17 protein-coding genes and 1 pseudogene are annotated in these 24,344 nt (G+C 42.5%); 7 read left to right on the forward strand and 11 right to left on the reverse strand.

All coding sequences use genetic code 11. The features are described from left to right. The first annotated feature begins 14 nt into the window (after nucleotides 1–14). Nucleotides 15–494, forward strand: a complete 480-nt coding sequence (locus HBH39_RS03405) for a TetR/AcrR family transcriptional regulator (RefSeq protein WP_167675634.1) — start codon at nucleotides 15–17, stop codon at nucleotides 492–494. Nucleotides 495–586: 92 nt separating this feature from the next. Here HBH39_RS03405 and HBH39_RS03410 read toward each other — a convergent pair whose 3' ends face one another. Then, nucleotides 587–976 carry a glycine zipper family protein gene (locus tag HBH39_RS03410; RefSeq protein WP_244325728.1) on the reverse strand — a complete coding sequence of 130 codons (390 nt, stop codon included), beginning with the start codon at nucleotides 974–976 and terminating at the stop codon, nucleotides 587–589. A 132-nt stretch (nucleotides 977–1,108) separates the two neighbouring features. Continuing rightward, nucleotides 1,109–1,810 (reverse strand): DUF3581 domain-containing protein, encoded by a 702-nt coding sequence (locus tag HBH39_RS03415; RefSeq protein WP_167679944.1) that lies wholly within the window; start codon nucleotides 1,808–1,810, stop codon nucleotides 1,109–1,111. Nucleotides 1,811–2,118: 308 nt separating this feature from the next. Between HBH39_RS03415 and HBH39_RS03420 the strand changes: the two genes are divergently transcribed. Beyond that, nucleotides 2,119–4,320 carry a TonB-dependent receptor family protein gene (locus HBH39_RS03420; protein WP_167675636.1) on the forward strand — a complete coding sequence of 734 codons (2,202 nt, stop codon included), beginning with the start codon at nucleotides 2,119–2,121 and terminating at the stop codon, nucleotides 4,318–4,320. 247 nt (nucleotides 4,321–4,567) lie between these two features. Here HBH39_RS03420 and HBH39_RS03425 read toward each other — a convergent pair whose 3' ends face one another. The 4 genes from HBH39_RS03425 to HBH39_RS03440 all read right to left on the reverse strand — a co-directional run bounded on the left by HBH39_RS03425 (nucleotide 4,568) and on the right by HBH39_RS03440 (nucleotide 10,260). Further along, entirely contained in the window at nucleotides 4,568–5,596 is a 1,029-nt protein-coding gene (locus HBH39_RS03425; protein ID WP_167679945.1) for a sensor domain-containing diguanylate cyclase, read from the reverse strand. 115 nt (nucleotides 5,597–5,711) lie between these two features. Further along, entirely contained in the window at nucleotides 5,712–7,085 is a 1,374-nt protein-coding gene (locus HBH39_RS03430) for an IS4 family transposase (protein ID WP_167675638.1), read from the reverse strand. A gap of 155 nt (nucleotides 7,086–7,240) precedes the next feature. Beyond that, on the reverse strand, nucleotides 7,241–8,725 hold the full coding sequence (gene pntB, locus HBH39_RS03435; protein WP_167675640.1) for a Re/Si-specific NAD(P)(+) transhydrogenase subunit beta: 1,485 nt from the start codon (nucleotides 8,723–8,725) through the stop codon (nucleotides 7,241–7,243). An 11-nt stretch (nucleotides 8,726–8,736) separates the two neighbouring features. After that, a complete protein-coding gene (locus HBH39_RS03440; RefSeq protein WP_167675642.1) occupies nucleotides 8,737–10,260 on the reverse strand; it encodes a Re/Si-specific NAD(P)(+) transhydrogenase subunit alpha in 1,524 nt (507 codons plus the stop codon). Between the two features lie 455 nt (nucleotides 10,261–10,715). On the opposite strand from HBH39_RS03440, the gene HBH39_RS03445 reads away from it, so the two are divergent. The 4 genes from HBH39_RS03445 to HBH39_RS03460 all read left to right on the forward strand — a co-directional run bounded on the left by HBH39_RS03445 (nucleotide 10,716) and on the right by HBH39_RS03460 (nucleotide 18,173). After that, nucleotides 10,716–12,506 carry an assimilatory sulfite reductase (NADPH) flavoprotein subunit gene (locus HBH39_RS03445; protein WP_167675644.1) on the forward strand — a complete coding sequence of 597 codons (1,791 nt, stop codon included), beginning with the start codon at nucleotides 10,716–10,718 and terminating at the stop codon, nucleotides 12,504–12,506. Between the two features lie 118 nt (nucleotides 12,507–12,624). Next, on the forward strand, nucleotides 12,625–14,316 hold the full coding sequence (cysI, locus tag HBH39_RS03450) for an assimilatory sulfite reductase (NADPH) hemoprotein subunit (protein ID WP_167675646.1): 1,692 nt from the start codon (nucleotides 12,625–12,627) through the stop codon (nucleotides 14,314–14,316). A 6-nt stretch (nucleotides 14,317–14,322) separates the two neighbouring features. Next, nucleotides 14,323–15,096, forward strand: coding sequence for a phosphoadenylyl-sulfate reductase (locus HBH39_RS03455; RefSeq protein WP_167675649.1), 774 nt, complete (start codon nucleotides 14,323–14,325; stop codon nucleotides 15,094–15,096). Nucleotides 15,097–16,454: 1,358 nt separating this feature from the next. Next, nucleotides 16,455–18,173 carry a hypothetical protein gene (locus tag HBH39_RS03460; RefSeq protein ID WP_167675651.1) on the forward strand — a complete coding sequence of 573 codons (1,719 nt, stop codon included), beginning with the start codon at nucleotides 16,455–16,457 and terminating at the stop codon, nucleotides 18,171–18,173. A gap of 179 nt (nucleotides 18,174–18,352) precedes the next feature. Here HBH39_RS03460 and HBH39_RS03465 read toward each other — a convergent pair whose 3' ends face one another. Next, entirely contained in the window at nucleotides 18,353–19,243 is an 891-nt protein-coding gene (locus tag HBH39_RS03465; RefSeq protein WP_167675653.1) for a phospholipase A, read from the reverse strand. 209 nt (nucleotides 19,244–19,452) lie between these two features. Here HBH39_RS03465 and cobA point away from each other — a divergent pair, with 209 nt between their 5' ends. After that, the gene (gene cobA / locus HBH39_RS03470) at nucleotides 19,453–20,274 is read left to right on the forward strand and encodes a uroporphyrinogen-III C-methyltransferase (protein ID WP_167675655.1); all 822 of its coding nucleotides are present in this window, start codon (nucleotides 19,453–19,455) and stop codon (nucleotides 20,272–20,274) included. Nucleotides 20,275–20,308: 34 nt separating this feature from the next. On the opposite strand, the gene HBH39_RS03475 is transcribed toward cobA, so the two are convergent. The 4 genes and pseudogenes from HBH39_RS03475 to HBH39_RS03490 form a co-directional block, all read right to left on the reverse strand. Then, nucleotides 20,309–21,469 carry a membrane dipeptidase gene (locus HBH39_RS03475; RefSeq protein WP_167675657.1) on the reverse strand — a complete coding sequence of 387 codons (1,161 nt, stop codon included), beginning with the start codon at nucleotides 21,467–21,469 and terminating at the stop codon, nucleotides 20,309–20,311. 34 nt (nucleotides 21,470–21,503) lie between these two features. After that, nucleotides 21,504–21,944, reverse strand: a complete 441-nt coding sequence (locus HBH39_RS03480; protein WP_167675659.1) for a SufE family protein — start codon at nucleotides 21,942–21,944, stop codon at nucleotides 21,504–21,506. Between the two features lie 8 nt (nucleotides 21,945–21,952). Beyond that, nucleotides 21,953–23,197 (reverse strand): aminotransferase class V-fold PLP-dependent enzyme, encoded by a 1,245-nt coding sequence (locus tag HBH39_RS03485; RefSeq protein ID WP_167675660.1) that lies wholly within the window; start codon nucleotides 23,195–23,197, stop codon nucleotides 21,953–21,955. Between the two features lie 98 nt (nucleotides 23,198–23,295). Beyond that, nucleotides 23,296–24,335 (reverse strand): annotated as a pseudogene (locus HBH39_RS03490) (NADP(H)-dependent aldo-keto reductase). Nucleotides 24,336–24,344: the final 9 nt, after the last annotated feature.

Raw genomic sequence — 24,344 nt, forward strand, 5'->3', positions numbered from 1 at the left:
AGAGACCTAGTTTTATGGCCAAGCGTTCACGAGCTGAGACTGAGCAAACCATTATTCAAATCTTAGACGAAGCCCTTAAACAAATCCTCAGCATAGGTTTTGAGGCAATGTCTTATACTACATTATCAAATGCGACCGGTATAAGCCGCACAGGTATTAGTCATCACTTCCCTAAAAAGACTGAATTCCTGATCCGATTAGATCACCGTATCGGCCAGTTTTTTATTGATGCATTAGATTTCACATCAATCACTGCGCTTGAAAAATCTTGGAATCAGTCAATGCAGGTGACAGAGCATAAAGCTGTGCTTAAGCTGTTTTTTAGTTTGTGTGGGAATAATGATGACAGTGTAACTTTCTTCAAGGCCGTCAATACCGCAAGAGAGCTGGCATTTGAGAAGTTAGGTGAAGAGGGAGCCCGTTGTATTAATCATTTAATTGGTTACAGTGCGATTATGTTGTTGCAAAGCCCACCAGAGACACAGGCTGCGTAGGATAGTGTTTACTATAAAATAAAGCCATGTCATTGACATGGCTTTATTTTCAATATGTTACTTAATGTCGCTTGTGGGTCTAAATTGTGTAATTAGTTTAATACCCGATAGCCACGATCCGACATGCAGTTTTTAACTACTAGTTCTTTTTCTGCTTGGTAATTCGCTTCATTTTCTTTGCGATCTTTTGCTCCGCCCAATAAACCAAGAGCGACGCCAATACCAGCACCCTTTTTAGCGCCTTCAGAACCACTACCACCGCCAATAGCACTACCTATTGCACCGACTGCAGCGCCTTTGGCTGCACTGCCTAAAGCACTTCGAGACTCATGACTTTTTTGTACTTGCTGAGAGAGTTCCTGACATTGATATTCATCATAGATAAAGTCTTTTTCATCAACGCCAGATTTGTCGTAAATGATATTCGCTTGGGCTGAAAAAACACAAAATGTAAGGGCCGCAATAAGTAACTTTTTCATCATCTTTGTCCTTATATCAATAAGACTGCCCATGTAAACCTAAAGGTATTACATGGGCTAACTAAAATCAGTCTAACATTGTCAGGACGTAAAAAAAGAATAACACTTATTCCTATAGGAATATTGCTACTGTGTCTATATCACTAATTTACGTGACTCATAATAATCACACATTTGCAGTGCTTGTTCTTCTACATAGGGTCTTAGGCCACTTAACACTAATGTTTTCTTACCCGTACCGATGCGTTTTCCCTGATGGCGAAGTTCAAATGCTAATGTAACATCACCACGTTTACCGTTGACCTCCATTTGTTGTTCAACCAAATGGAGGCTGACATCATCAAAGTCGAAATGATCTAGATGGAATGCCATGCTTTCATAAATGACTAAAGGGCGTTCAGGATTTATCATCATGCCATATTGCTTCATCATTGGGATAAGTACATGCATGAAGTTAAGACCCGAAAATGCCACATAACTTTTGATAAATGCCGCAGTTTGTTTGTCGCATTGACACAACTCCCCTTGACGTGACACATGTAAATATTCTTTGCCCTTAGCATCGCTAATGGTGAATTTTTCACTCGGTGTCTCTGGTAATTGTAGGGTGACACCATCACCGACCATTCCAGCAAACTGAAATTGCATATCTTGACTTAAGCCAAACTCGGTTAACACCACTGAAAATAGCAAGTCGCCAGGCACACAAAAGCGTTTTGCGCCCACGTCATGAATTGGATTGAAGTCTTCTGCAACCTGCTTGGCGAAGTCACTTGCCTGTTGTGATGTAATGGTTACGTTTTGATTTTCTTTTGAATAGTAGGGTGATAGAAACATGTTAATTTTTTCTTTTATTGTTTGAGAACTCATTCTGTGTCGCAGTGTACTGCACAATGTCGCGAAAACTCACCCGATGACTGGATTCTTTTGTTTTTAATTTCCAAGTAAATATTTTTAGCACACCTGTGGTCGATGTTCTGTGTCACATATTTGAGCTTCGATATAACAATTTGACTCGTTTTGTAAAAATATCGTATCGATTTGTTGATTTTGATGTTCACTTAAGTAAAATGCCTGCAACTACAAACGCAAATAGCAATTGTTCTTATTTGTATTAAATCAAAGGTTATATTGGGAGATAGAAGATGAGCCAGTCAAACACCATACGTTTGAGTGTTTTAGCAAGTGCATTATTAATGTCTTTGGGCGCAAATGCCGCTGAAAAAGCTGCTCAAGATCCGCAAGTGGCTACCACTAACATTGAACAAATTACTATTTTTGGTAGCCGTAACCCTGTTAACACAGTACCAGGTAGCGCACATGTTATTTCGGCCGCTGATATTGAGCAGTTTAAATATACCGATATCATGCGTACATTGGCCTCTATTCCTGGCGTTTATATTCAAGAAGAAGATGGTTACGGATTACGTCCAAATTTAGGTATGCGTGGTACAGGACAAAATCGCTCTGAAAAAATCACCATAATGGAAGATGGTGTACTAGCCGCACCTGCGCCTTACGCATCTCCAGCTGCTTATTATTTCCCTACATCAGGGCGTATGCAAAGTGTTGAAATTCTTAAGGGGAGCTCAACGGTTAAATATGGACCTCGTACAACGGGTGGCGTAATTAACATGTTATCTCGTCAAATCCCTGAAACCGATCTGGCTGGTAAAGTTGAAATTGCTGCAGGGCAAGATGGTTTTGGTAAAGTGCACGCATTTGCTGGCGGTCAAGGTGAACGCATTGGCGCAGTTACTGAAATCTACCGTTATCAAGCTGATGGTTTCCGTGATATTAACGGTGTCGGTGGTGACACAGGTTTTGTGAAAAATGATGCGTTAGCAAAAGTGAGCATTAAAACTGACAAGACAGCTAAATATCAACAAATTGTAGAATTAAAACTGAAGTACGCTGATGAGGTTTCTAATGAAACTTACATGGGGTTAACTGATGAAGATTATGCTGCAACGCCGTTTATGCGTTATTCGGCCTCACAAAAAGATAAGATGACCACTGAGCATAAACAAGTTCAGTTAAATCATGTGATTGAGTTTAATGATGACTTGTTATTAAGCACTACAGCCTACTATAACGACTTTCACCGTAATTGGTATAAAGCAGATAAAGTTGACGGTTCAAGTTTAAGCAGTGGTGGTGTACAAAACGCCGCTGATTTTGATAAAGGTGTAGTGACCGCGCCGATTGATGTTAGTGTGAAAGCGAATAACCGTAGCTATTTATCTCAAGGCATCCAAACTGAGCTAAATTACTTCGTGGGTAATCATGAGCTGGCATTTGGTGCGCGCTATCATGAAGATGAAATGGACCGTTATCAATGGGCGGACATTTATCAATTAGACACCAACCAAGTGATGAGTCGCACTCAAAGTGGTGTTCCAGGCACTGACTCAAACCGTATTGATAGTGCAGATGCTTGGGCGTTGTTTATTCAAGATCGTATGACCATAGGCGATTTTGCTATTACTGCAGGTATTCGTTACGAAGATGTCACCACTAATCGTTTAGATTGGGGGAAAGCAAATCCTGGTCGCGATGGTCAACCAAGTAAAGATGTTGATAACAGTTTCAGTGCGGTTATGCCTTCTTTGTCGGCAACGTATCAGGTTAATGACGCGCTTATTTTATTAGCAGGTGTTCAAAAAGGTTTCTCTCCAGCAGCACCTGGTAATGCTGATGGTAAAGAGGAAGAGAGCTGGAACTATGAGGCTGGGTTACGTTATAACCAAGGTGCATTAACCTCAGAAGTGATTGCATTTTATGGTGATTACAGCAATATGCATGGTAACTGTACCGCGGCTCAAGGTTGTGACGATAACAAGATCGATAACCAGTATAATGCGGGTGAAGTGGACGTCACAGGTGTTGAGCTAAGCTTAGGATATGAGTTTAATCAAAAAGGTGAATTCACGTTCCCAGTGAAAATGGCTTACACCTATACTAATGCGGAATTTGGATCTGATTTCTCATCTGATTTTGAAAGCTGGGACGATGTTAAAAAAGGCGACTCGTTAACTTACTTACCAGATAACCAGATATTCATTTCTGCTGGTGTTGCGGCACAAAGCTGGCAAGTGACACTTGCTGGTCGATATACCGCAGATATGCGCACTAAAGCGGGCCAAGGTGATATTCCTGCTGATCAGTTAATTGCCTCTAAAACGGTATTTGATTTATCTGCCCGTTACTTTATTAATGATGTGTCAGAAGTGTACTTAAATGTTGATAATTTATTCGATGAAACTTATGTCACAACCCGTGTACACGGTTCAGTATTTGCTGGCAAACCACAGTCAGCAACTTTAGGTTATAGCTATAAGTTTTAATCGTTAACCTGAGATTATCTCCACTGGAGATGATCAATAAACCATACTAAGAAGGGCTGACCATGATTGATGGTCAGCCCTTCTTGTTCTCTAGGGGTTATCCCCATATTCCTAACTCGCCAATCGATGTTTTTGCTCAACCAAAGTGGCTGTTGATGGTGTGCAAGTGCAGCATAACCAAGCAATTGCACCGAGCGACTTAATTGCTGGCAATGATCTGAATGCCAAGGTGAGCTATGTTAGGCTATCAAAGCAGTGATACAAACGCCACATCATGCTTACCCTGTTGTTTTACCTGGTACATAGCTTTGTCGGCTTGCTCATAAGCATGGGCGAAGGTCGTTGGAGCAGAAAATGTGCACACTCCAATACTCAAACCAATTTGGGTCTTATGTTGTTCAATGCTGGTGGGCTGATTAAATTGTTGCAATAAGGTCTGAGTAAAGGGGGCTAATATTTCTGCTTGATGAGCTGTGGTTAAAATAACAAATTCATCACCGCCAATTCTCGCGATAGCATGCTGGCCTGTGCCCAACAAAGTTTTAGCTGTCTGGCTAATGGTATTCGCGACATGGATTAGTAGTAAGTCACCAATGCGATGGCCTGCCTTATCATTTATGCCCTTAAAACCATCCAAGTCAATGAAAATTAATGTTCCTTTGGCTTGTGGATGTTTGAAGTTTTTCTGGTAGTGACTTTTTAGCGCATTTCGGTTAAGTAAGTTTGTGAGGGGATCATAATGGGCTAATCGTGCCAATTCTTGCTCGTAGCGTTTTTCTTGAGTGATATCGGTGTGAGTGCCCATAATGCGTTTAGGCTTACCGTCTTCATTGTATTCAATGATCCGGCCGCGATCCGATACCCAACTGACACTACCATCTTTATGGATCATACGATGAACAGCTCGGTAGATATCTTCTTTGCCCTCAACATGATCGTAAAAAGCTTTAATCACCCAATCTTTATCATCTGGGTGTAGGTGTGATTTCCAACTATCAATATGCGCAGGACGTTCTTCTAAGGTATAACCAAGCAATGCCCCCCATTCTTGGTTGTACATGATGAGGTTGCCTGAGGGGATATCTTGCTCCCACAGGCATAAGCCATTGCCATCTAAGGTGGCATTGAGTTTTTCTTCGGTGAGCTTCAGCGTTTGCTTGAGTCGCTGTTTGTCTTGAGTTAATTCAGCATTCTGCGCCATACAATCCGCTAACTGTGCTTCAAGTTTGCGGATTTTATCGTGCAGTTGTTGAAGCTCAGGCGTTAAGCTGTCCATGTGCTGTGTTGAAAATCCTTGCCTAATATTGATGTTGCTCAAGATAACATTTTTACACTTTTTTAACAGTGGATTGTCAGACAAAAAAATACCAGCCTGATGGCCTGTCTCTTGATCACAAGTTTGACTCAAGAGACTTAGCTAACTCGTAGCCCTCAAGGATGGTTTGTAACTTAAACCATCCTTGCCATAATACCTTTACAGACGCACGCCCCGTGCGTTTTGTATCTTTCCAACCTCCTAGTTTCGCTAACTCTGCATAAGCCCAGTGCATATTTGGTGGGGAGTCAGGAAGTGGCGTTTTTATTTGTTTAAGCCACAGTAATTTCCACGCTTTCGGTGTTAAAACCTGCTCGCAACTTACGTTTGTTGCATGGCTATGAGCGAATTTTAGTTGCAGAATTCGAGTGGCTATAAAAGCGTTTATAGTCACCAATCTTTCTACATTACTTAAACTTTGCAGTCTTGAGCTTTCGATGTCGGTGCCATCTGTTTTCCAGACTTTGTGGTACTCCTCAACGAGCCAGCGATGTTCATAGTGACTGACAATATTGAGGGCGTCTTCTTTTGTATGTATTGGCTCGTTGGTGATTAAATGCCAGTTTAGGTTACTGTCTGAGTTACCTCTTTCCTCGCAACCCACATAATAAACAGGCAATGATCCACCTTTCTTATTCGAGGGTACTTTAAGTGTCACCGCAGAGAAGGTAATGTCTAACGTTGCTGTGCGGGCTTTTCGTCCTGCTTTTTGAGCTATATGAATTCTCTTTTGACCCGCACTGGTTAATTCAGAAGCATAGTGAAATAGTTTGTGCTCACCTTCTTCTATATGTCTACTCATCATCGAACGGACAACAAAACGCTGCTGATTGTTCAGCTTATACTGCAAATAATCATAGATGTCGGCCTCACGATCACAAACGGATATCACCTTATCAAGGTTATCTCCCAGCCGTTTAGCCATGTTGCGAGAAGCTCGCTCCCACTTATAGCTCTCTTTTTCCGAATAAGGTACTGGTGTCTTAGTTCGTCGTTTGCCTCGTGTATTTATATCTCGTGTCCATCGCTGCTGCTCAATAAGGCCAACGACTTCAGATGATTCTGGTGCAAATAAGACGATACTGTGAGCAAGCAAACCACGATGACGGTTGCCTTGGTTAATATGGCCCAATTCCTCACGAATAGAGCGATGGCTATAAACGATATTCGTGGTATCTTCTAAAGCAAGTAACAGATTGTGTTGTTGCGCGCCCGTTGCGGTGGCCTTAAATCCCGCTTCTGCAATGGTGGATGCTTCTATATTTTCATTACGTATGAACCGATAGGCTCCTTCCATATCGGCAGGTGACTGACTAATATTCACAATTGGTTTTCCAGGGTTAGCAGCTAAGGTTGACGCTAACTTTACCAAACGAGAGGTTCTTCTGGGATCACCTAAATTTACTTGACCAAACTGTTGCTCTGCCCACTGTTGGTGTTTATCAATCATCGTATTTCTCCAAATCATTTGGAGATCTGATCTCGAATTAGGGATTTAGTTCAAAAAAATCCCTGCTAATTTCTTAGCAGGGATTTGTGTATAAGAGACAGGCCTGATGGCTGGTATTTCAGATAGCTATGTTAGCGAGCTAACTAAGTGCTAATTTACAGCGCTTTTAGAATCGCTTCTACGCTATCTTTTGCATCACCAAACAGCATTTGGGTGTTGTCTTTAAAGAATAGCGGATTTTGGACACCGGCATAGCCTGTGTTCATTGAACGCTTAAAGCCAATCACGTTTTGTGCTTTCCACACCTCAAGTACAGGCATGCCAGCAATAGGGCTATTTGGATCTTCCATCGCCGCCGGGTTAACTGTGTCATTGGCGCCAATAACTAGCACAGTATCAGTGTCGGAAAAATCTTCGTTGATTTCATCCATTTCTAATACGATGTCATAAGGCACTTTTGCTTCTGCTAACAGAACGTTCATATGTCCTGGCAAACGGCCAGCCACAGGGTGAATACCAAAGCGCACTTTCACGCCTAAATCTCGAAGTTTACGAGTAATTTCTGCCACAGGATACTGAGCTTGCGCAACAGCCATGCCATAGCCTGGGGTGATAACTACAGAGTCTGAGCTTTTTAGCATTTCAGCCACATCTTCAGCAGTGGTTTCACGGTATTCGCCTTGTTCTTCATCACCTGTTGCCGCAACGCCATCAGAGCCAAAGCCACCTGCAATGACCGAAATAAATGAACGGTTCATTGCTTTACACATGATGTAAGACAGGATCGCGCCAGACGAGCCCACTAATGCGCCTACAACGATTAACAAATCGTTTGATAGCATAAAGCCAGCCGCTGCTGCTGCCCAACCTGAGTATGAGTTCAGCATAGATACCACAACGGGCATATCCGCGCCGCCAATCGATGCCACTAAGTGCCAGCCGAAAGCGAAGGCAATTAAGGTCATAATGAGCATTGGCGTCATGGTGCCGCCAGATTGCACAAATACCACCATTAAGATTAATGAAACGATCACTGCCACTAGGTTTAACTTGTGGCGATGTGGCAGCATTAATGCTTTTGATGACACAAGCCCGCGAAGTTTCGCAAATGCCACTACAGAACCCGTAAAGGTGACTGCACCAATAAACACCCCTAAGAAAACTTCGACAAGGTGAATATTTAGCATTGCGCCAGTTAAGTGCTCGGCGTGTTGTGCTTGATTAGCTTCAATAAAAGCTGCTTCAGCTGTTGCTAGGGTGCTATTGAGATCGCTACCAATTGCGACAACGATTTCGTTGACCGCTTGTGGGTGCAAATCAATAAAGCTGTTGTAGCCGACTAATACCGCCGCCATACCCACAAAGCTATGCAAAATTGCTACTAGCTCAGGCATTTCGGTCATTTCAACTTTAAGTGCAAAACGTATGCCTATCGCACCGCCTATTACCATGGCTAAAATAATCCATACTACGCCAGTAGTGCTTGGGTTTAAAATGGTTGCGCCAAGCGCGATGGTCATCCCTATGATGCCAAATAAATTGCCGTTTTTAGCTGTTTCTTGCTTCGACAACCCGGCTAGGCTGAGAATAAAAAACACTGCAGCGACAATATACGATGCTGTTACCAATCCTTCAGACACGATATTACCCCTTAATCTTTACGGAACATCTTCAGCATACGCTGAGTGACGGTAAAGCCGCCAAAGATGTTAATACTTGCAATAAGCACAGCTACAAAGGCTAATGCGGTGACCAAAGCTGATCCTTGACCAATTTGCAACAAGGCACCGACAACGATGATCCCTGAAATCGCATTGGTCACTGACATCAATGGGGTATGCAGTGAATGAGAAACGTTCCATACCACGTAATAACCCACCACACATGACAGTACAAATACCGTAAAGTGCGATAAGAACTCAGCTGGTGCCACCGAGGCTATCATGCCAAAAGCAGCAATACCGGCTGCGCCTAAAATGTATTTCAGTTTCGATGGGGCTTTTTCTTCCACTTGAACCGGTGCCGGTGCAGCGGGTTTAGCAGGGGCTGCGGATACCGAAATTGCTGGTGGCGGGAAGGTAATTTCACCATTATGAGTGACGGTCATATTACGCATCACAACATCATCAAAATTCAGCACAGCATTGCCGTCTTTTTCTTTGCACATTAGCTTCATTAAGTTAACTAAGTTTGTGCCGTAAAGCTGTGATGACTGCGCAGGTAAGCGGCCCGGTAAGTCGGTATAGCCTAAAATCTTAACGCCATTGTCGGTAATGAACTTCTCACCGCTGACGGTATATTCACAGTTACCTCCTGTGGCAGCGGCTAAATCGACAATCACTGAACCGGGTTTCATGCTATCAACCATATCTTTGGTGATAAGCTTAGGTGCAGGGCGGCCTGGGATAAGCGCGGTGGTGATAATAATATCCACTTCCTTTGCTTGCTCGGCAAACAGTGCCATTTCAGCAGCAATAAACTCGTCTGACATCACTTTAGCGTAACCGTCAGATGAACCGCCTTCGGTGTTTTCAAATTCGAGTTTTAAGAACTCGCCACCCATAGACTCAATTTGCTCAGCCACCTCTAAACGGGTATCAAATGCTCGTACGATAGCGCCCAGTGAGCCCGCTGCGCCAATGGCGGCAAGTCCTGCAACACCTGCACCAATGACTAACACTTTGGCCGGAGGCACTTTTCCTGCTGCGGTAATTTGTCCAGTAAAGAAACGGCCAAACTCGTGGGCTGCTTCAACGACTGCACGGTAGCCGCCAATGTTGGCCATAGATGATAGGGCATCTAATGACTGTGCGCGTGAAATACGTGGCACCATGTCCATTGCCATCACTGTGATATTTTTTTGTGATAGCTTTTCAACCAACTCAGGGTTTTGTGCTGGCCAAATAAAGCTGACTAAGGTCGTGCCAGACTTCATTTGTTCTATTTCACTGTCGGTTGGTGCGTTAACTTTAAAAATAAAGTCAGCTTGCCACACGCTTTCAACAACCTCTGCTCCAGCTTGTTCAAATGCTGCGTCATCAAAACTTGATAACTTTCCAGCTCCTGCCTCGATGGCCACACTAAAGCCGAGCTTTATTAGTTGTACCACGGTAGCAGGCGTCGCTGCTGCGCGCGTCTCTCCAGCGATACTTTCTCTCGGTATTCCAATCTGCATGACTGATTCCTGATGGTTAAAGGGTAAATATGCTTTGCTCCCCTAGCAAAGCATTGAGTTTGTCACTCTGCTGTGTTCAATGACGGTCGTGATCATCGAACACAGTGAACCTGCTTATTTAAGATGTTGTTGGGTAAACCTCATCTTTACTCTGACAACCTCCCTAAGAAGGTGTGCTTGTTGTTCTAGTCAGAGAACAATCAGTTTGATAGGTAACTAATTGTTTAGCCAGCAGCCTAGCTTGCTGTAGACAGGTAATTCACACAAGTACTACAGGGTTAATTAATTCGATTTTCATCAAGGGAAATTAAAAAGTTTTAACTAACCCACACTTTTGTAGCCTAAAAAACACACTTTGCATATTCCTAAAAGGCATAAAAAATTATCTTTTATTCTTTTTTGCTTTTAGTTAGCAGGAGTAAGCTGATGTCATTAAACTGTTATAAGGCCGTCTCATGTTGCTAAAAGAACTTACTGCATTAGCGTCTCCTTTGTCACAAGGACAAGTGGAAAAGCTAAAACATCTCACATCAGAATTATCTGCCGTTCAGCTCGCTTGGGTGAGTGGATATCTTGCTGCTAGCGCTAATCAGGGGCAAACCTTAAGTGCAGACGTAGCCACTCAAGCCAGTGTTAGCCAAACCATTACCATTTTGTATGGTAGCCAAACGGGCAATGGCCGTGGCGTGGCGTCTGAATTGGCGGCTAAAGCACAGGCACAAGGTTACACGGTGAACCTAGCATCAATGGGCGATTACAATGTGCGCCAGTTGAAACAAGAAACCTTATTATTGGCTGTGGTGAGCACACATGGCGAAGGCGAAGCACCTGATGATGCGATGGAACTGCACAAGTTTTTAGCATCAAAGCGCGCACCCAAATTAGATAACTTACATTATTCGGTATTGGCATTAGGTGATTCCAGCTATGAGTTTTACTGCCAAACCGGTAAAGACTTCGATGCTCGTTTTGCCGCATTAGGGGCCAAACAATTATTGCCGTTAGTTGAATGTGATGTTGATTACGAACAAGCTGCTGCTGATTGGCAAGACAGTGTGATTGATGCAGTTAAACCACACATTCAAAGTGCAGGCGCCAGCGTTGTGTCAATTGCGTCATCGCAAACAGCAAGCAGTGAATATACTAAGCAAAACCCTTACACCGCTGAAGTATTAGTGAGCCAAAAATTAACTGGCCGGGACTCAGACCGTGATGTTCGCCATGTTGAAATTGATTTAGGTGAATCAGGTATTTCATATCAGGTAGGCGACGCCTTAGGTGTTTGGTTTAGTAACAACGCTAATCTGGTAGATGAAATTATTTCTAGTTTAGCATTGAATGCAGAAACCGAAGTAACCGTTGCTAAAGAGACATTAAGTTTATCTGCAGCATTAACTGACAAAAAAGAATTAACTCAGCTTTACCCTGGGTTGGTAAAAGCATGGGCCGAGTTGAGTGGCAGTGCCGAGTTATTGGCTATTGCTGAAGACAAAGAGCAAACACGTCAGTTTATTCTTAATCATCAATTAGCTGATTTAGTTAAAACCTATCCGGCTAAAATAACAGCTGAACAATTGGTTGAAGTGTTACGTCCACTCACACCGCGTTTATATTCAATTGCCTCTAGCCAAGCTGAAGTTGATACCGAAGTCCATCTTACAGTGGCCTTAGTTGAAGATGAGCGCCAAGGCCAAGCACGTTTTGGTGGTGCATCTCACTTCTTAGCGTCAGCTGAAGAAGGCCAAGCTGTCAAAGTCTATGTCGAACCGAATAAACATTTCCGCTTACCAGACGATCCACAAACACCCGTCATTATGGTTGGCCCAGGTACTGGGGTCGCGCCCTTTAGAGCCTTTATGCAGCAACGTGTTGCTGATGGTGTTAAAGGCAATAGCTGGTTGTTTTTTGGTAACCCACACTTTGAACAGGACTTCTTGTATCAAGTTGAATGGCAACAGTATTTGAAAAATGGCGACTTAAGCCGTTTAGATGTGGCGTTCTCGCGTGATCAAGCCGACAAAGTTTATGTGCAGCATCGTATTACAGAGCAAGCCGAGCAAGTTTGGCAATGGTTGCAAAATGGTGCGCATGTTTACATTTGTGGTGATGCTGAGCGTATGGCAAAAGATGTCCATCAAGCACTCGTTAATGTGGCAATCACTCAAGGTGGATTAAGCGCTGAAGCGGCTGAAAGCTACTTAGAAGAATTACGCAGCAACAAGCGTTACCAAAAAGATGTTTATTAATCTTTAAGGTTAATTGGCACCACATATTAGGCTTAGCTGCCGAGCGACAATTGCGACTGGATGAGTCATTACACAGCAATACTGCAGCTAAGTGATTATCGAATAAGAGGCGGTCACCATGAGTGAGCAAAAGTTAGCAATAAACGAATATTTAAAAACCGACAGTAATTATCTGCGCGGGACTATCCAAGAAGGTCTAGACACCCAAGTAACCGGATCATTTAGTGATGGCGATCAGCAATTAATTAAATTCCATGGCTTTTATCAGCAAGATGACCGTGACTTACGTAACGAACGTAAAGAGCAAAAACTAGAGCCTTTATATAGCTTTATGCTACGTGCTCGTGTGCCGGGTGGTATTTGTTCTCCTGCACAGTGGTTAGATGTGGATAAAATTTCATCCACCTTAACTACCTCAAATAGTATTCGTTTAACTACGCGTCAAACGTTTCAATATCATGGCATTCCAAAGCGTAACTTAAAAACCTTGATCCAAGGGTTAGACAGAGCTGCGCTGGATTCGATTGCCGCTTGTGGTGACGTTAACCGCAACGTGATGTGTAACCCAAATCCTGTTGAGTCTAAGCTGCATCAACAAGCTTACGCCGTGGCTAAAGAGTTATCTGATCATCTTCTTCCGCATACGCGCGCTTATGCAGAAATCTGGTTAGATGAAGAAAAGCTACTCGACACCGAAACCCATGAACCGGTTTATGGCAAAACCTACTTGCCACGTAAGTTCAAAATGGCTGTGTCAGTGCCGCCAGATAACGATGTTGACGTGTATACCAATGACTTAGGCTTTGTGGCCGTTGCAGAACAAGGCGAGCTAATTGGCTTTAACTTAGTCGCAGGTGGCGGCATGGGCTCAACCCATGGTGATGTTGATACTTTCCCGCGCTTAGCAGATGACTTTGGATTTATTAAAACCAATGATGTGATCAAATTTGCTGAAGCCGTAATGACAGTACAGCGTGACTGGGGTAACCGTGTGGTGCGAAAACGCGCCCGTTTAAAATACACCATAGTTGACCACGGTTATGATGCCTTTAAAGCTGAAGTTGAAAAACGTGCGGGAGTTAAATTTGAGCCCAAGCGTGACGTGGTGATTGGTGACCGTGGCGATCGTTATGGCTGGGTAGAAGGGATCGACAATAAGTGGCATTTAACCTTATTCATTGAAAGCGGCCGTATTAAAGATACTCCAGGTAAAACCTTACAAACCGGTTTACGTGAAATTGCCAAGATCCACAAAGGTGATTTCCGTATGACCTCTAATCAAAACATGATTATTGCCGGTGTGGCAGCAGAAGATAAAGCTGAAATTGAAGCTTTAGCCCGTAAGCATGGTTTGTTAGGTGAGGTGTTATCGACAACGCGTGGTCACTCTATCGCTTGTGTTGCACTACCTACCTGTTCGTTGGCTATGGCTGAAGCCGAGCGTTACTTCCCTGAGTTTATCGACCATATCGATGCACTACAGCAAAAGCATGGCATTGCCGAGCAAGCAATTGTGGTGCGTATGACAGGTTGTCCGAATGGTTGTGCCCGTCCTTTTGCGGCTGAAATTGGTTTAGTGGGTAAAGCGCCAGGGCGTTACAACTTGTATTTAGGGGCGAGTTTTGAAGGTACTCGATTAAACAAAATGTACAAAGAAAATATCCAAGAAGCTGAGATTTTATCAGAGTTGGATAGTTTATTTGGTCGTTATGCCGCAGAGCGCGACGCCGGTGAAACCTTTGGTAACTTCACTGTGCGTATAGGCGTTGTAAAAGCGGTTAACGATGCAGCTAAGGACTTTCATGGGTGATTTATTATGGTTCAGGTAGCCACAGCTACAGCCCAAACCTCAATTAGCCCTGAGCAATTAGTTCAATTGCTCAGGGCGCCAAAAGAGGTGCAACAAGTTGAACTGGACTCGATAAACCAGTTTTTATCTGGGCTGACAGCACAGCAACGTGTGGCATGGGGGCTGGCATTTTTGCCGGGCGAGCATGCTTTATCGTCAAGTTTTGGTATTCAAGGTGCAGTGATGCTGCATTTGGTGACTCAGGTACAGGCTGATATTCCAGTTATTTTGACCGATACCGGATATTTGTTTCCAGAAACGTATCAGTTTATTGATGAGTTAACCCAAAGACTGAAGTTAAATTTGCAGGTTTATCGGGCTGAGCAAACTGCTGCTTGGCAAGAGGCAAGATTTGGTAAATTGTGGGAACAAGGCATTGATGGTCTAGAGCAATATAATCGCATCAATAAAGTGGAACCGATGCAGCGTGCATTAGTTGAATTGAATGTCGGCACTTGGTTTGCTGGATTGCGACGCAGCCAAGCCAGTACACGCGAGGCGCTACCTATTTTGGCTATACATGGAAACCGTTTTAAGTTGTTGCCGATTATTGAATGGACCAATAAAGATGTGCATGTTTATTTAACTGAGCATGATCTGCCATACCACCCTTTATGGGAGCAAGGTTATGTTTCTGTGGGCGATACACACTCAAGTAAGCCGTTAGAATTAGGGATGACAGAAGAGGAAACCCGTTTTAATGGTTTAAAACGCGAGTGTGGTTTGCATTATGAAATATAGCCCAGACGTGAGTGAACGCTAACTGACTGAATTTAAAATAACTATCCAAAAAGGGTTAATTTTTGTTTAAAAACTTAGGCAAAAATATCAATACTAGTCTACATTTTAATTCTTCCGTAGATGGTTTTTGTCGACACTTTAGGATTGTTTTTGCAGTCCAAGTACCTCCAAAAGCTTCGCTCGCATCCTCGAGCAAATTGATTGACTTGTTAGCGTATAAGCAATCAAATTTTGGCCCCAACAAGCATTGCTTGTTGGGGCTTTATATTATTGCCTATCTGTTTTTGAGCATATATTGCTTATGGTTCACCTTTACAATATTTGGGTAACAGCAGGCATGACAACTTAATTGAGATCGCTAGCCATAGATTTGGACAATTGACTCTGATTTACTTCAAGTGCAAATGATCCAGCGAGACGCCGCAAGCACGTCCGTGTGGGCTTAACCAAAACAAATAACATCCATGTTAAACAGCCAGTTCGGCACCCATGCCTCTCGCTCAGAAATGTTTCACTTAGTGAAACTTCGCCTTATTTTGGATACTCGCAGGCTCATCTGCACCCGAATTTTTGTTTCTTCGATTTGGCTTTATTGATTGCGTTTCGCATCAGATTTACTTCAAGTGCAAATGATCCAGCGAGACGCCGCAAGCACTTCCATGTGGGCTTAACCAAAACAAATAACATCCATGTTAAACAGCCAGTTCGGCATCCATGCCTTTCGCTCAGAAATGTTTCACTTAGTGAAACTTCGCCTTGTTTGGGATACTCGCTGACTCAATCTGCACCCGCATTATTATCTCTTCGATTTAGCTTTATAGATGGCAGTCGTAACACAAGGTCTAGCTTGTAAAGGGGCATAAATCACGCTAGCTTCCAAAACAAACTCATACCAAATAAAGTCAAATCGAAGAGATGAATGTCCCGGTGTAGATACGGCTGAGGGTATCGAAAACAGGACGTTTTCGTTAAGCGGCCACGGATGGCGTAAAGCGTCCCGAAGCAGTATCTACAAAGGGATTATTACCTATTTGATTTGAATTGATAAAACCTGAATAAAATTGCCACCCATTGTAAATGTCACTCTTGCCAATTTTCTACTAGGCTTTGCTGAGTATTAAACAAGGCGAGGATTAATAATGGCTGGCTAAATCTTCAAATCTTCTTCTGAGCTAAGATCAACCATTCACAATCATTATTAAATAGCTGCCTATGCTAATGCGCTAGGGGCGAATTAATGTTAATTTATTGAATTGTTTACCTGTGTATTTGAAAGATGAAATTAGGTACTTTTGAGCAACAGAACATTCCCATGACTCTCATGGAAGAGTGAATAAGTGAATAAATCGGAGTTATCAATGAAAAAATTGGCCGTAGCTGCTGTGGTGTTAGCGATTGGAGCGGGTGCTTATTATGTGAGTCAGCAACCTAATTCAGTAGTAAGTAATCCCGTAATAGATAACATCCCCGCTGATACCTTAATGTTTTCTGGGCAGTTAACGCCTTTTCCTGCGAAAGATTATTTAACTAGTTTTGCCAGTAAATATCAGCAAACAGGTGTTGATGATTTAGCGATGTTTTCTGAGTATGACTTACCGCAAGAAAAGTTTTTAATGAGCTTGTATCAACAGAATTTAAAGCTGTTAACCGAGCCAGAAAAATTTTTGGCGTATTACGGTTTAGCGGATTCATTCCAAAGCTATTTTTATACCTTAGGCGCTTTGCCGGTAATGAAGATTGAGATCGCCAATGCCGATGCATTTTGGGCAGAGCTTGATCGTGCAGAACAAGATAGCGGGCTAACGCATCAAGTACAAAGTATGGTGGGCATTGATTATCGAGCCTATTCATTACTTGATGACTCAGAAGAAGAACGTATTGATATTATCTTTGCTATCGATAAAGGTTGGTTAACGATTACCTTTAATACATCTTTTAATGCGCCTGAGTTGTTAGAAACTGCCTTAGGCGCTAAGCAAGTTGATAATCCGATCACCGCAACCACTATGTTGCAAGATATCATCCATAAACATGGATTTGCCAAAGACAGTGTTAGTTTTATCAATCATGTTGAGCTGATAAAAGGGCTCACCTCATTAGATGGCAACCGTTTGGCAAAACAAATTTCGAAACTGGCATCAAGTCAACAAGACGACCCCTTTGCAAAGCTTCGTTCGCCAGAATGTCAAAGCGAACTGATGTCGATTGCAAATAATTGGCCGCGCACGGTAATGGGATTCGATACTTATCTTATCAAGCCAACTGAAACCACTCTTGATTTACGTGCCGTGGTTGAAAGTCATAATCAGGTCATATTAGGGGCATTAACCAAGCTTCGAGGTTTTATTCCCGATTTTGGAAAAGACGCGATTAATCATCTTCTGTCTGTTGGTGTTGGGATGGATGTGGGGCAATTAGCGCCAACCTTAAACACCATTTGGAAAGATTTACAAACCCCAGAATTTAGCTGTCAACTTTTAGCTGAAAGCCAATATGAATTGAAGCAGCTTAATCCTGCCATGATAGGCATGTTTACGGGAATGGCAAACGGTGTAAAAGGAGTTAATCTTACCGTGCTAGATTATCAATTAGCGGAAGATAACTATGGTTCACCTATCGTTAATGAACTTGATGCGTTGTTTTCTTTATCAGCAGACAATCCAACCATGTTGATTGAGATGGTTAAACCATTTTTTCCACCTTTAGCGCAGATTAACTTACCTAGTGATGGCACAGCAGTCGATGTAACCTCGTTATTGATGTTACCCACTGAATTTCGCGTGCAAGCTAAAATGGCGCTTAAAGGTCAGCATTTAGTTGTGTATTCCGGCGATAAAGCCGAGCAATTAGCAGATAAGTTAGCGGAGCAAACATTAACCGCTAACGGATTAGTTAATGTTGGTGTTGATTATCAAAAAATGCTGACACCACTCATTACCGCCATTGAGCAAAATGGTGAGCCGTTACCGGAAGAATTGTTAATGATGAAGGACTACAATATGCGGATCCAACTCTCTGTTGATGTGACAGATAAAGGCATTGAAATTGGTTCTATGATGCAATCAAAAGCCCTTTAAGTTGGCGTGACACTTCACCATAAAAAAACCTAGCAGATTGCTAGGTTTTTTATGGTGATTGATTAATAGCATTAATCGTAATCAATAAATGCTTATTCTAGTGGGTGAAAATACCTGCTTTTTTATCAAGCACTTTTTACGCTATTTCGTTCATTGATAGTCGGGAATAGCTACAAGGTTTAAAGAATATCATTGAGCGCAACACCAATACCAAAGCGTTGATTGTGATGATTATAATCAATCAAACTTTCACCATATCCATTAAAGTATTGTGCATAAACTCGTAAGTTCCCCATAATTGGATAGCTCCAAGTGAACTCGACAGCGCCCTTGTTATCAGAAGATAAGTTATTGCGAAGTAATACAATAAACCGATGGTCATTTAAGCCATACACTCCGGTTAATTCAAAATTGCCCATATAGTCATTAATATCTGGGTTGTCGTCACCACGGGAGTCTGTTGGAAACTCTTTTTCGTCTTCAGGAATGCGCCACCAGACTTTTAAGCCTAAAGCAAACGGACCTCGGTCAAATACCATATTTCCATAAATACGATTCCAACTACGCGATAAAGGATCGGATTGACCATTAGACTGATGTACCACACCAAAGCCCCAAAAAGAATTGGTTAAGCCAGCTATTTGCCAATCATTATTGAAAAGCATGAACATCTCAGGCTCATGATTTGTTTCTCTAAATGGTGATGACACTTCTTTATTGTAAACCTGCCAATATGACTGATTGGTATAAGCAAAAAACAGATGACCATTGTCGCCAAACACATTGTACCAAAGCGGGAATTTAAAGCTGATTTGGAATTTAGCTTCCATTTCATCAACATTGATATCTTGATCAGGGTACTTTTCTTGAAAAGGTTTGTCATTCGGGCGAGTTTGATAAGTGACTGGCAAAATGTAATTGGCTTTATGCGGTGTAATTACAAACGGTTGCTCAGAGGTGGCGAGTTCGTCCTTTACTCTTTCTGCTACCAAAGAATCTTCGGCATGAACATGAAAGCTACAAATTAGCGTCGATAACGTAAATAGACATAGTGATAGAACATGCTTCATATTGAATATCCTAAGAATGTTAGTTTTATATGTGGCAATTGTAGCTGTAAAGCTTTGTTTTGTTGATATTGTTTTTTGTTTTTGTTGTTTATTTTGATTTTTAAATATCGCATATATCTAAAAGGAATAAAAACTAACTATTTACTATTATATATGGAATAAGTAAACCGCTATATTTGATGCTAATTAAACACGTTGAGGTAAGTCAGATGGAATTAGTATCAATACCAGGCCAACAAGTAAAAGGTAAAGTGTGGCTAGTTGGTGCAGGCCCTGGTGATATTGAGCTATTAACATTAAAAGCTTATCGTATATTAAAACATGCTGAAGTGGTACTTTATGATGCCCTTGTTAGCCAAGATATTTTGGATTTAATCCCTCATAGCGCTGAAAAAATTGCTGTGGGAAAACGCGCAGGCAAGCATAGCGCCAGCCAAGATGAAATTAATCAATTATTAGTCACCAAAGCTTATACCCGTAAAAATGTTGTGCGTCTTAAAGGTGGCGACCCTTTTATATTTGGCCGTGGTGGCGAAGAGTTACAAACATTGGTTAGTGCCGGTGTGGCGTTTGAAGTGGTGCCAGGAATTACTGCTGCTAGTGGTACATCGGCCTATGCCGGAATTCCGTTAACCCATCGTGATCATGCTCAAGGGGTAACCTTTATTACCGGTCATTGCCAACTGGCCAGCCGCCCAATGGATTGGCAAGGCTATGCCAACCCGAACAATACTTTAGTTGTATACATGGGGATATTGAATGCCGATGTGATCAGTAATGGGCTAATTAATGCCGGGCGATCAGCGAGCACCCCAGTGGCTATCGTGTCTAAAGCAACGACTCAAGATCAGCAACAATTTATTGGCACCCTCGGTGAACTAGGTCAACTAGCCGCTGATCCCGCACTTCAAATGCCAGCATTAATGATTATCGGTGAGGTGGTGAGCTTAGCTGACAGTCTGAATTGGTTTGAGCCTAAGCAAATTGATGTAACTTCAGATCAAACGGCACAGCATAGCTATCAATATTAGAAGCTATTGCAGCCCGTTTGATATTCATTAATCATTACACCAATACTTGCTTCAATACTCGTTGCCAGTTACCGCCCATGATACGGTCGCGATCGGATGACTTAAAGCGGGCTTGTTTTAGTTCGTCGTCAATGCGGCTCATGCGATCGATATGATTGAGCTCTGGGATCACTACATGCTTGGGTTCGATATCGAATCCGAGTACATTTTTGGCTCGCAGGCTGTGCCACCATTCTAAATACTCTTTTACCCCTTCAGCGTTATCATTATTAAGTTTAAGCAGGTTTTCTTGGCCACGCAGTGGATAATCATTTGCAATAGCAACACTGTCGACACCGGCAATTCTAACCACATGATCTATCTGTTTAATATAATCTTTGATGGTTGGAGTTGGGTTGTTGGTTAGCCAAAAACTCATCATGAAAATACCAAATACCCCACCGGTATCGGCAATGGCGCGAATCACCTCGTCGGGCGAGCAACGGGCATGATTAACAATACTTCTTACCGCACCATGGCTTTGTACTATTGGACTTTTACTGGCTTTGGCTGTGTCTAAGGCGGTTTGTGGGCTAGAGTGGCTAACATCAATTAACATATGGCGATGGTTTAGCGCTTCGATTAACTCATGTCCAGCGGGCGTTAGGGGTAAATTTAATCCTGTTTTACCATCATTATCGAGTGCGCCGCCAGCAAAACGATTGCCATAATGATGAGTCAGTTGTAATACGCGTAAGCCGTTGTCTTTAAATTCATTCAATTGCTGCCAGTTGGTTTGACTGCTGTCGGCTTCAACACAATCAGCGCCTTGAATTTGAAAATACACAGCGGTGCGCTCTGAGTCGTATGCGCGCTCGATATCTAATCCTGTTTGCCCTTGAAGATACACATCCGGGTTAGCATCAACGATCGCTTTGGCTTTTTTGATGCTTTGGATGCAGGCATTGTAGCTACGTTTATAATTTGTGGTGCCATCGGCTTGTTTAATGGCTTCAATATCTGAAATGTCTGCAATAAAGGCTGATAACTTTGAGGCTTTTACATCGTGAATGTCATCAGGCAGAAAAGATAAACCATCAACATATAAGCTTTGCTGGCGTGCAGCCCAAGCTTGATTCACTAAAAATGGACTGCATAACGCTGCTGCGCCAAGGCCTTTTAATAGTTTACGGCGAGTGAGCATGTTATGGGGCATTAATCGATGATCCTTTTATTATTCAGCTAAGGCTTTATGCGGCGCTGTCTTTTATGACGTTAGCAAGTGCATGTAAGCCATTGGTACGTGAGGGGCTGAGTTGCCCACTTAAGCCTAATGTGTCGAAGTATTGATTGACATCAAAAGCAGCAATTTGTTGGCTTGTTTTGCCTTGGGTTGCCACTAGTAATACGGCGATTAAGCCTTTTACGATCCGTGCATCGCTGTCTGCGAGGTAAAAATGTTGCTCATTCACTTGTAAATGATAAAGCCAAGCTTGGCTTTCACAGCCTTTTACTTGGGCGCTCTCAAGTCGAAGTTCTTCTGCTAAGTTTGGTAGCTTTTTACCTAACAGCATTATTTGACGGTATTTTTCTTGCCAATTAGTTGCTTGTTCTATCAGGTTTACCCCTTGAGTTAGTTCACTGTCTAAAGGGGTAAATAAACTCGCGTCTGGTGTCAGTGGGTTTTGCATATCTAGCCTTACAACAAAATGGATTTTACTTGTGCCATAGCACTGATAAAGCGATCAATATCTTGTTTGTTGCTGTATAGCCCTATTGAGGCTCTGCAACAGCCTTTTATTTGTAAGCTTTGCATTAACGGCATTGCACAATGATGACCACTGCGAATCGCTATGCCTTGTTGATCTAATAAAATACTCACATCTTGATGATGTTCATTTGCTAAATTAAAGGCCACAGAGCCTATGTTTTCGTGACTCTCTTTGCCACCATCAACACCATAAAGGGTAATATCGCCCAGTTGGCTTAATTGTTGCTGAAGATAGCGCAGTAATTGTTGCTCATGCTGGCGTAATTGAGCTTGTGGCAATGAGTTTAAAAATGTGATGGCAGCGCCAAAGCCCATTACTTCGGCAATGGCGGGAGTACCGGCTTCTAAACGATTTGGTAGCTCGCCATAAGTGGTACCATCAAAGCTCACGGTTTTAATCATCTCGCCGCCTGTTAACATAGGTGTGAGCATGTTTAATGCCGCTAACTTGCCATATAAAATGCCAATTCCAGTTGGGCCGTACATTTTATGGCCTGAAAATACATAATAATCACAATCTAGTGTTTGAACATCGACAGCTAAATGCGCCACAGCTTGTGCGCCATCAACTAGGGTAAGTGCACCAATCGCTTTTGCTTTTGCCACCATAGCATTAATTGGATTCACTGTACCTAACGCATTACTCACATGCGCTAAAGCCACTAGTTTAGGTTGTGTTAGCAATAATTCATCATAGGCTGTTTGATCAATGCGGCCATTGGCATCAAGAGGTATTGCCACCACTTTTGCGCCAACACGTTTAGCTAAAGCTTGCCATGGAACTATGTTGGCATGATGTGCTGCGCCATCAACTAAAATAATATCGTCTTTAGATAGCGTATCCATAAGCCCGTGGGCGACCATATTGATTGATTCAGTGGTGCCATGGGTAAAAATAACCTGTTGTAAACTCGGGCTATTAATGAAATCTTGTACTTGTTGGCGCACTTTTTCATATTGAATGGTGGCTCTTGCTGCCAGTTGATGGGCCGCGCGATGCACATTGGCGTTATCAAACTGATAATAGGCGGTCATGGCATCTAATACCATTTGCGGTTTTTGGCTGGTTGCGGCGGTATCTAAATAGCATAGCGGGTTGTCACCAAGCATCTGCGATAAAACAGGAAACTGGCTTCGTATGGCATTGTGATCAAATAAGTTGCTGGTGGTCATGCAAATTCACTCATAAAAAAGGCATCAAGATCTTCAATGATATTGATGCCTATTGCAAGTATTGACTCTTGTTGAGCGAAGCGATTGCGACGCTCAATTTATGGGCACGGAAAACGATACAGGTTGGTTAGCTCGTTAATTCTACCAATTAGCTCATCTGACAATATAATTTTATGGCTATCAATGTTTTCTTTTAACTGATGTAAGTTGGTTGCGCCAATAATATTAGCAGCCACAAATTGGCGGCTGTTAACAAAGGCTAACGCCATTTGCGCTGGCGATAATCCAAACTCTCGGGCTAAGTCCACATAAGCCTGAGTTGCCTCTAAGGCCACAGGTGTGCTGTTGTAGCGAGCAAAGCGCTTAAATAGTGTTAATCGTGCGTTTTCTGGCCATTGGTTGTTTTCGTATTTACCAGTCAACATACCAAAGGCTAGTGGCGAATAGGGTAATAGTGGCACATTTTCTCGTAAGCTGATTTCAGACATGCCAATTTCAAAACTCCGGTTAAGTAAATTGTACGGATTTTGAATGCTAACAATACGCGGTAAATCGTGTTTTTCTGCCAACTTAAGGTACTTCATAAATCCCCAAGGGGTTTCATTGGAAATACCAATGTAGCGTACCTTGCCTTGTTTGATGACTTCTGCCAGAGCTTCTAAAGTGTCTAAAATCGGCGTGTAGTGTTCATCTTCATCATGGCTATAAAGCATGTCGCCAAAAAAGTTGCTGTTGCGGTCTGGCCAATGCACTTGATACAAATCGATCGTGTCAATTTGCAAACGTGATAATGAATCATCAACGGCTTGATGAACATTGCGCCAATCTAAGGCCATGTCTTTACGGATGTAATCGCCTTTAATACCGGGCGCGGCAATTTTACTGGCAATGATTAAATCATCACGATTACCTTGTGCTTTTAAATATCTGCCAATAATTCGCTCGGTTTCACCTTGCGTTTCGGCTGAGGGGGCACAGGATACATTTCAGCAGTATCAATAAAGTTAATGCCTTGCCCAATGGCATAGTCTAATTGCGCAAATGCTTCTGCTTCGTTGTTCTGTTCACCCCAAGTCATGGTACCTAAACAGATTTTGCTTACTTCTAGGCTTGATTGCCCAAGACGTTGATATTCCATATCATCCTC

The organism is Shewanella aestuarii (assembly GCF_011765625.1).
GTDB lineage: Bacteria > Pseudomonadota > Gammaproteobacteria > Enterobacterales > Shewanellaceae > Shewanella > Shewanella aestuarii_A.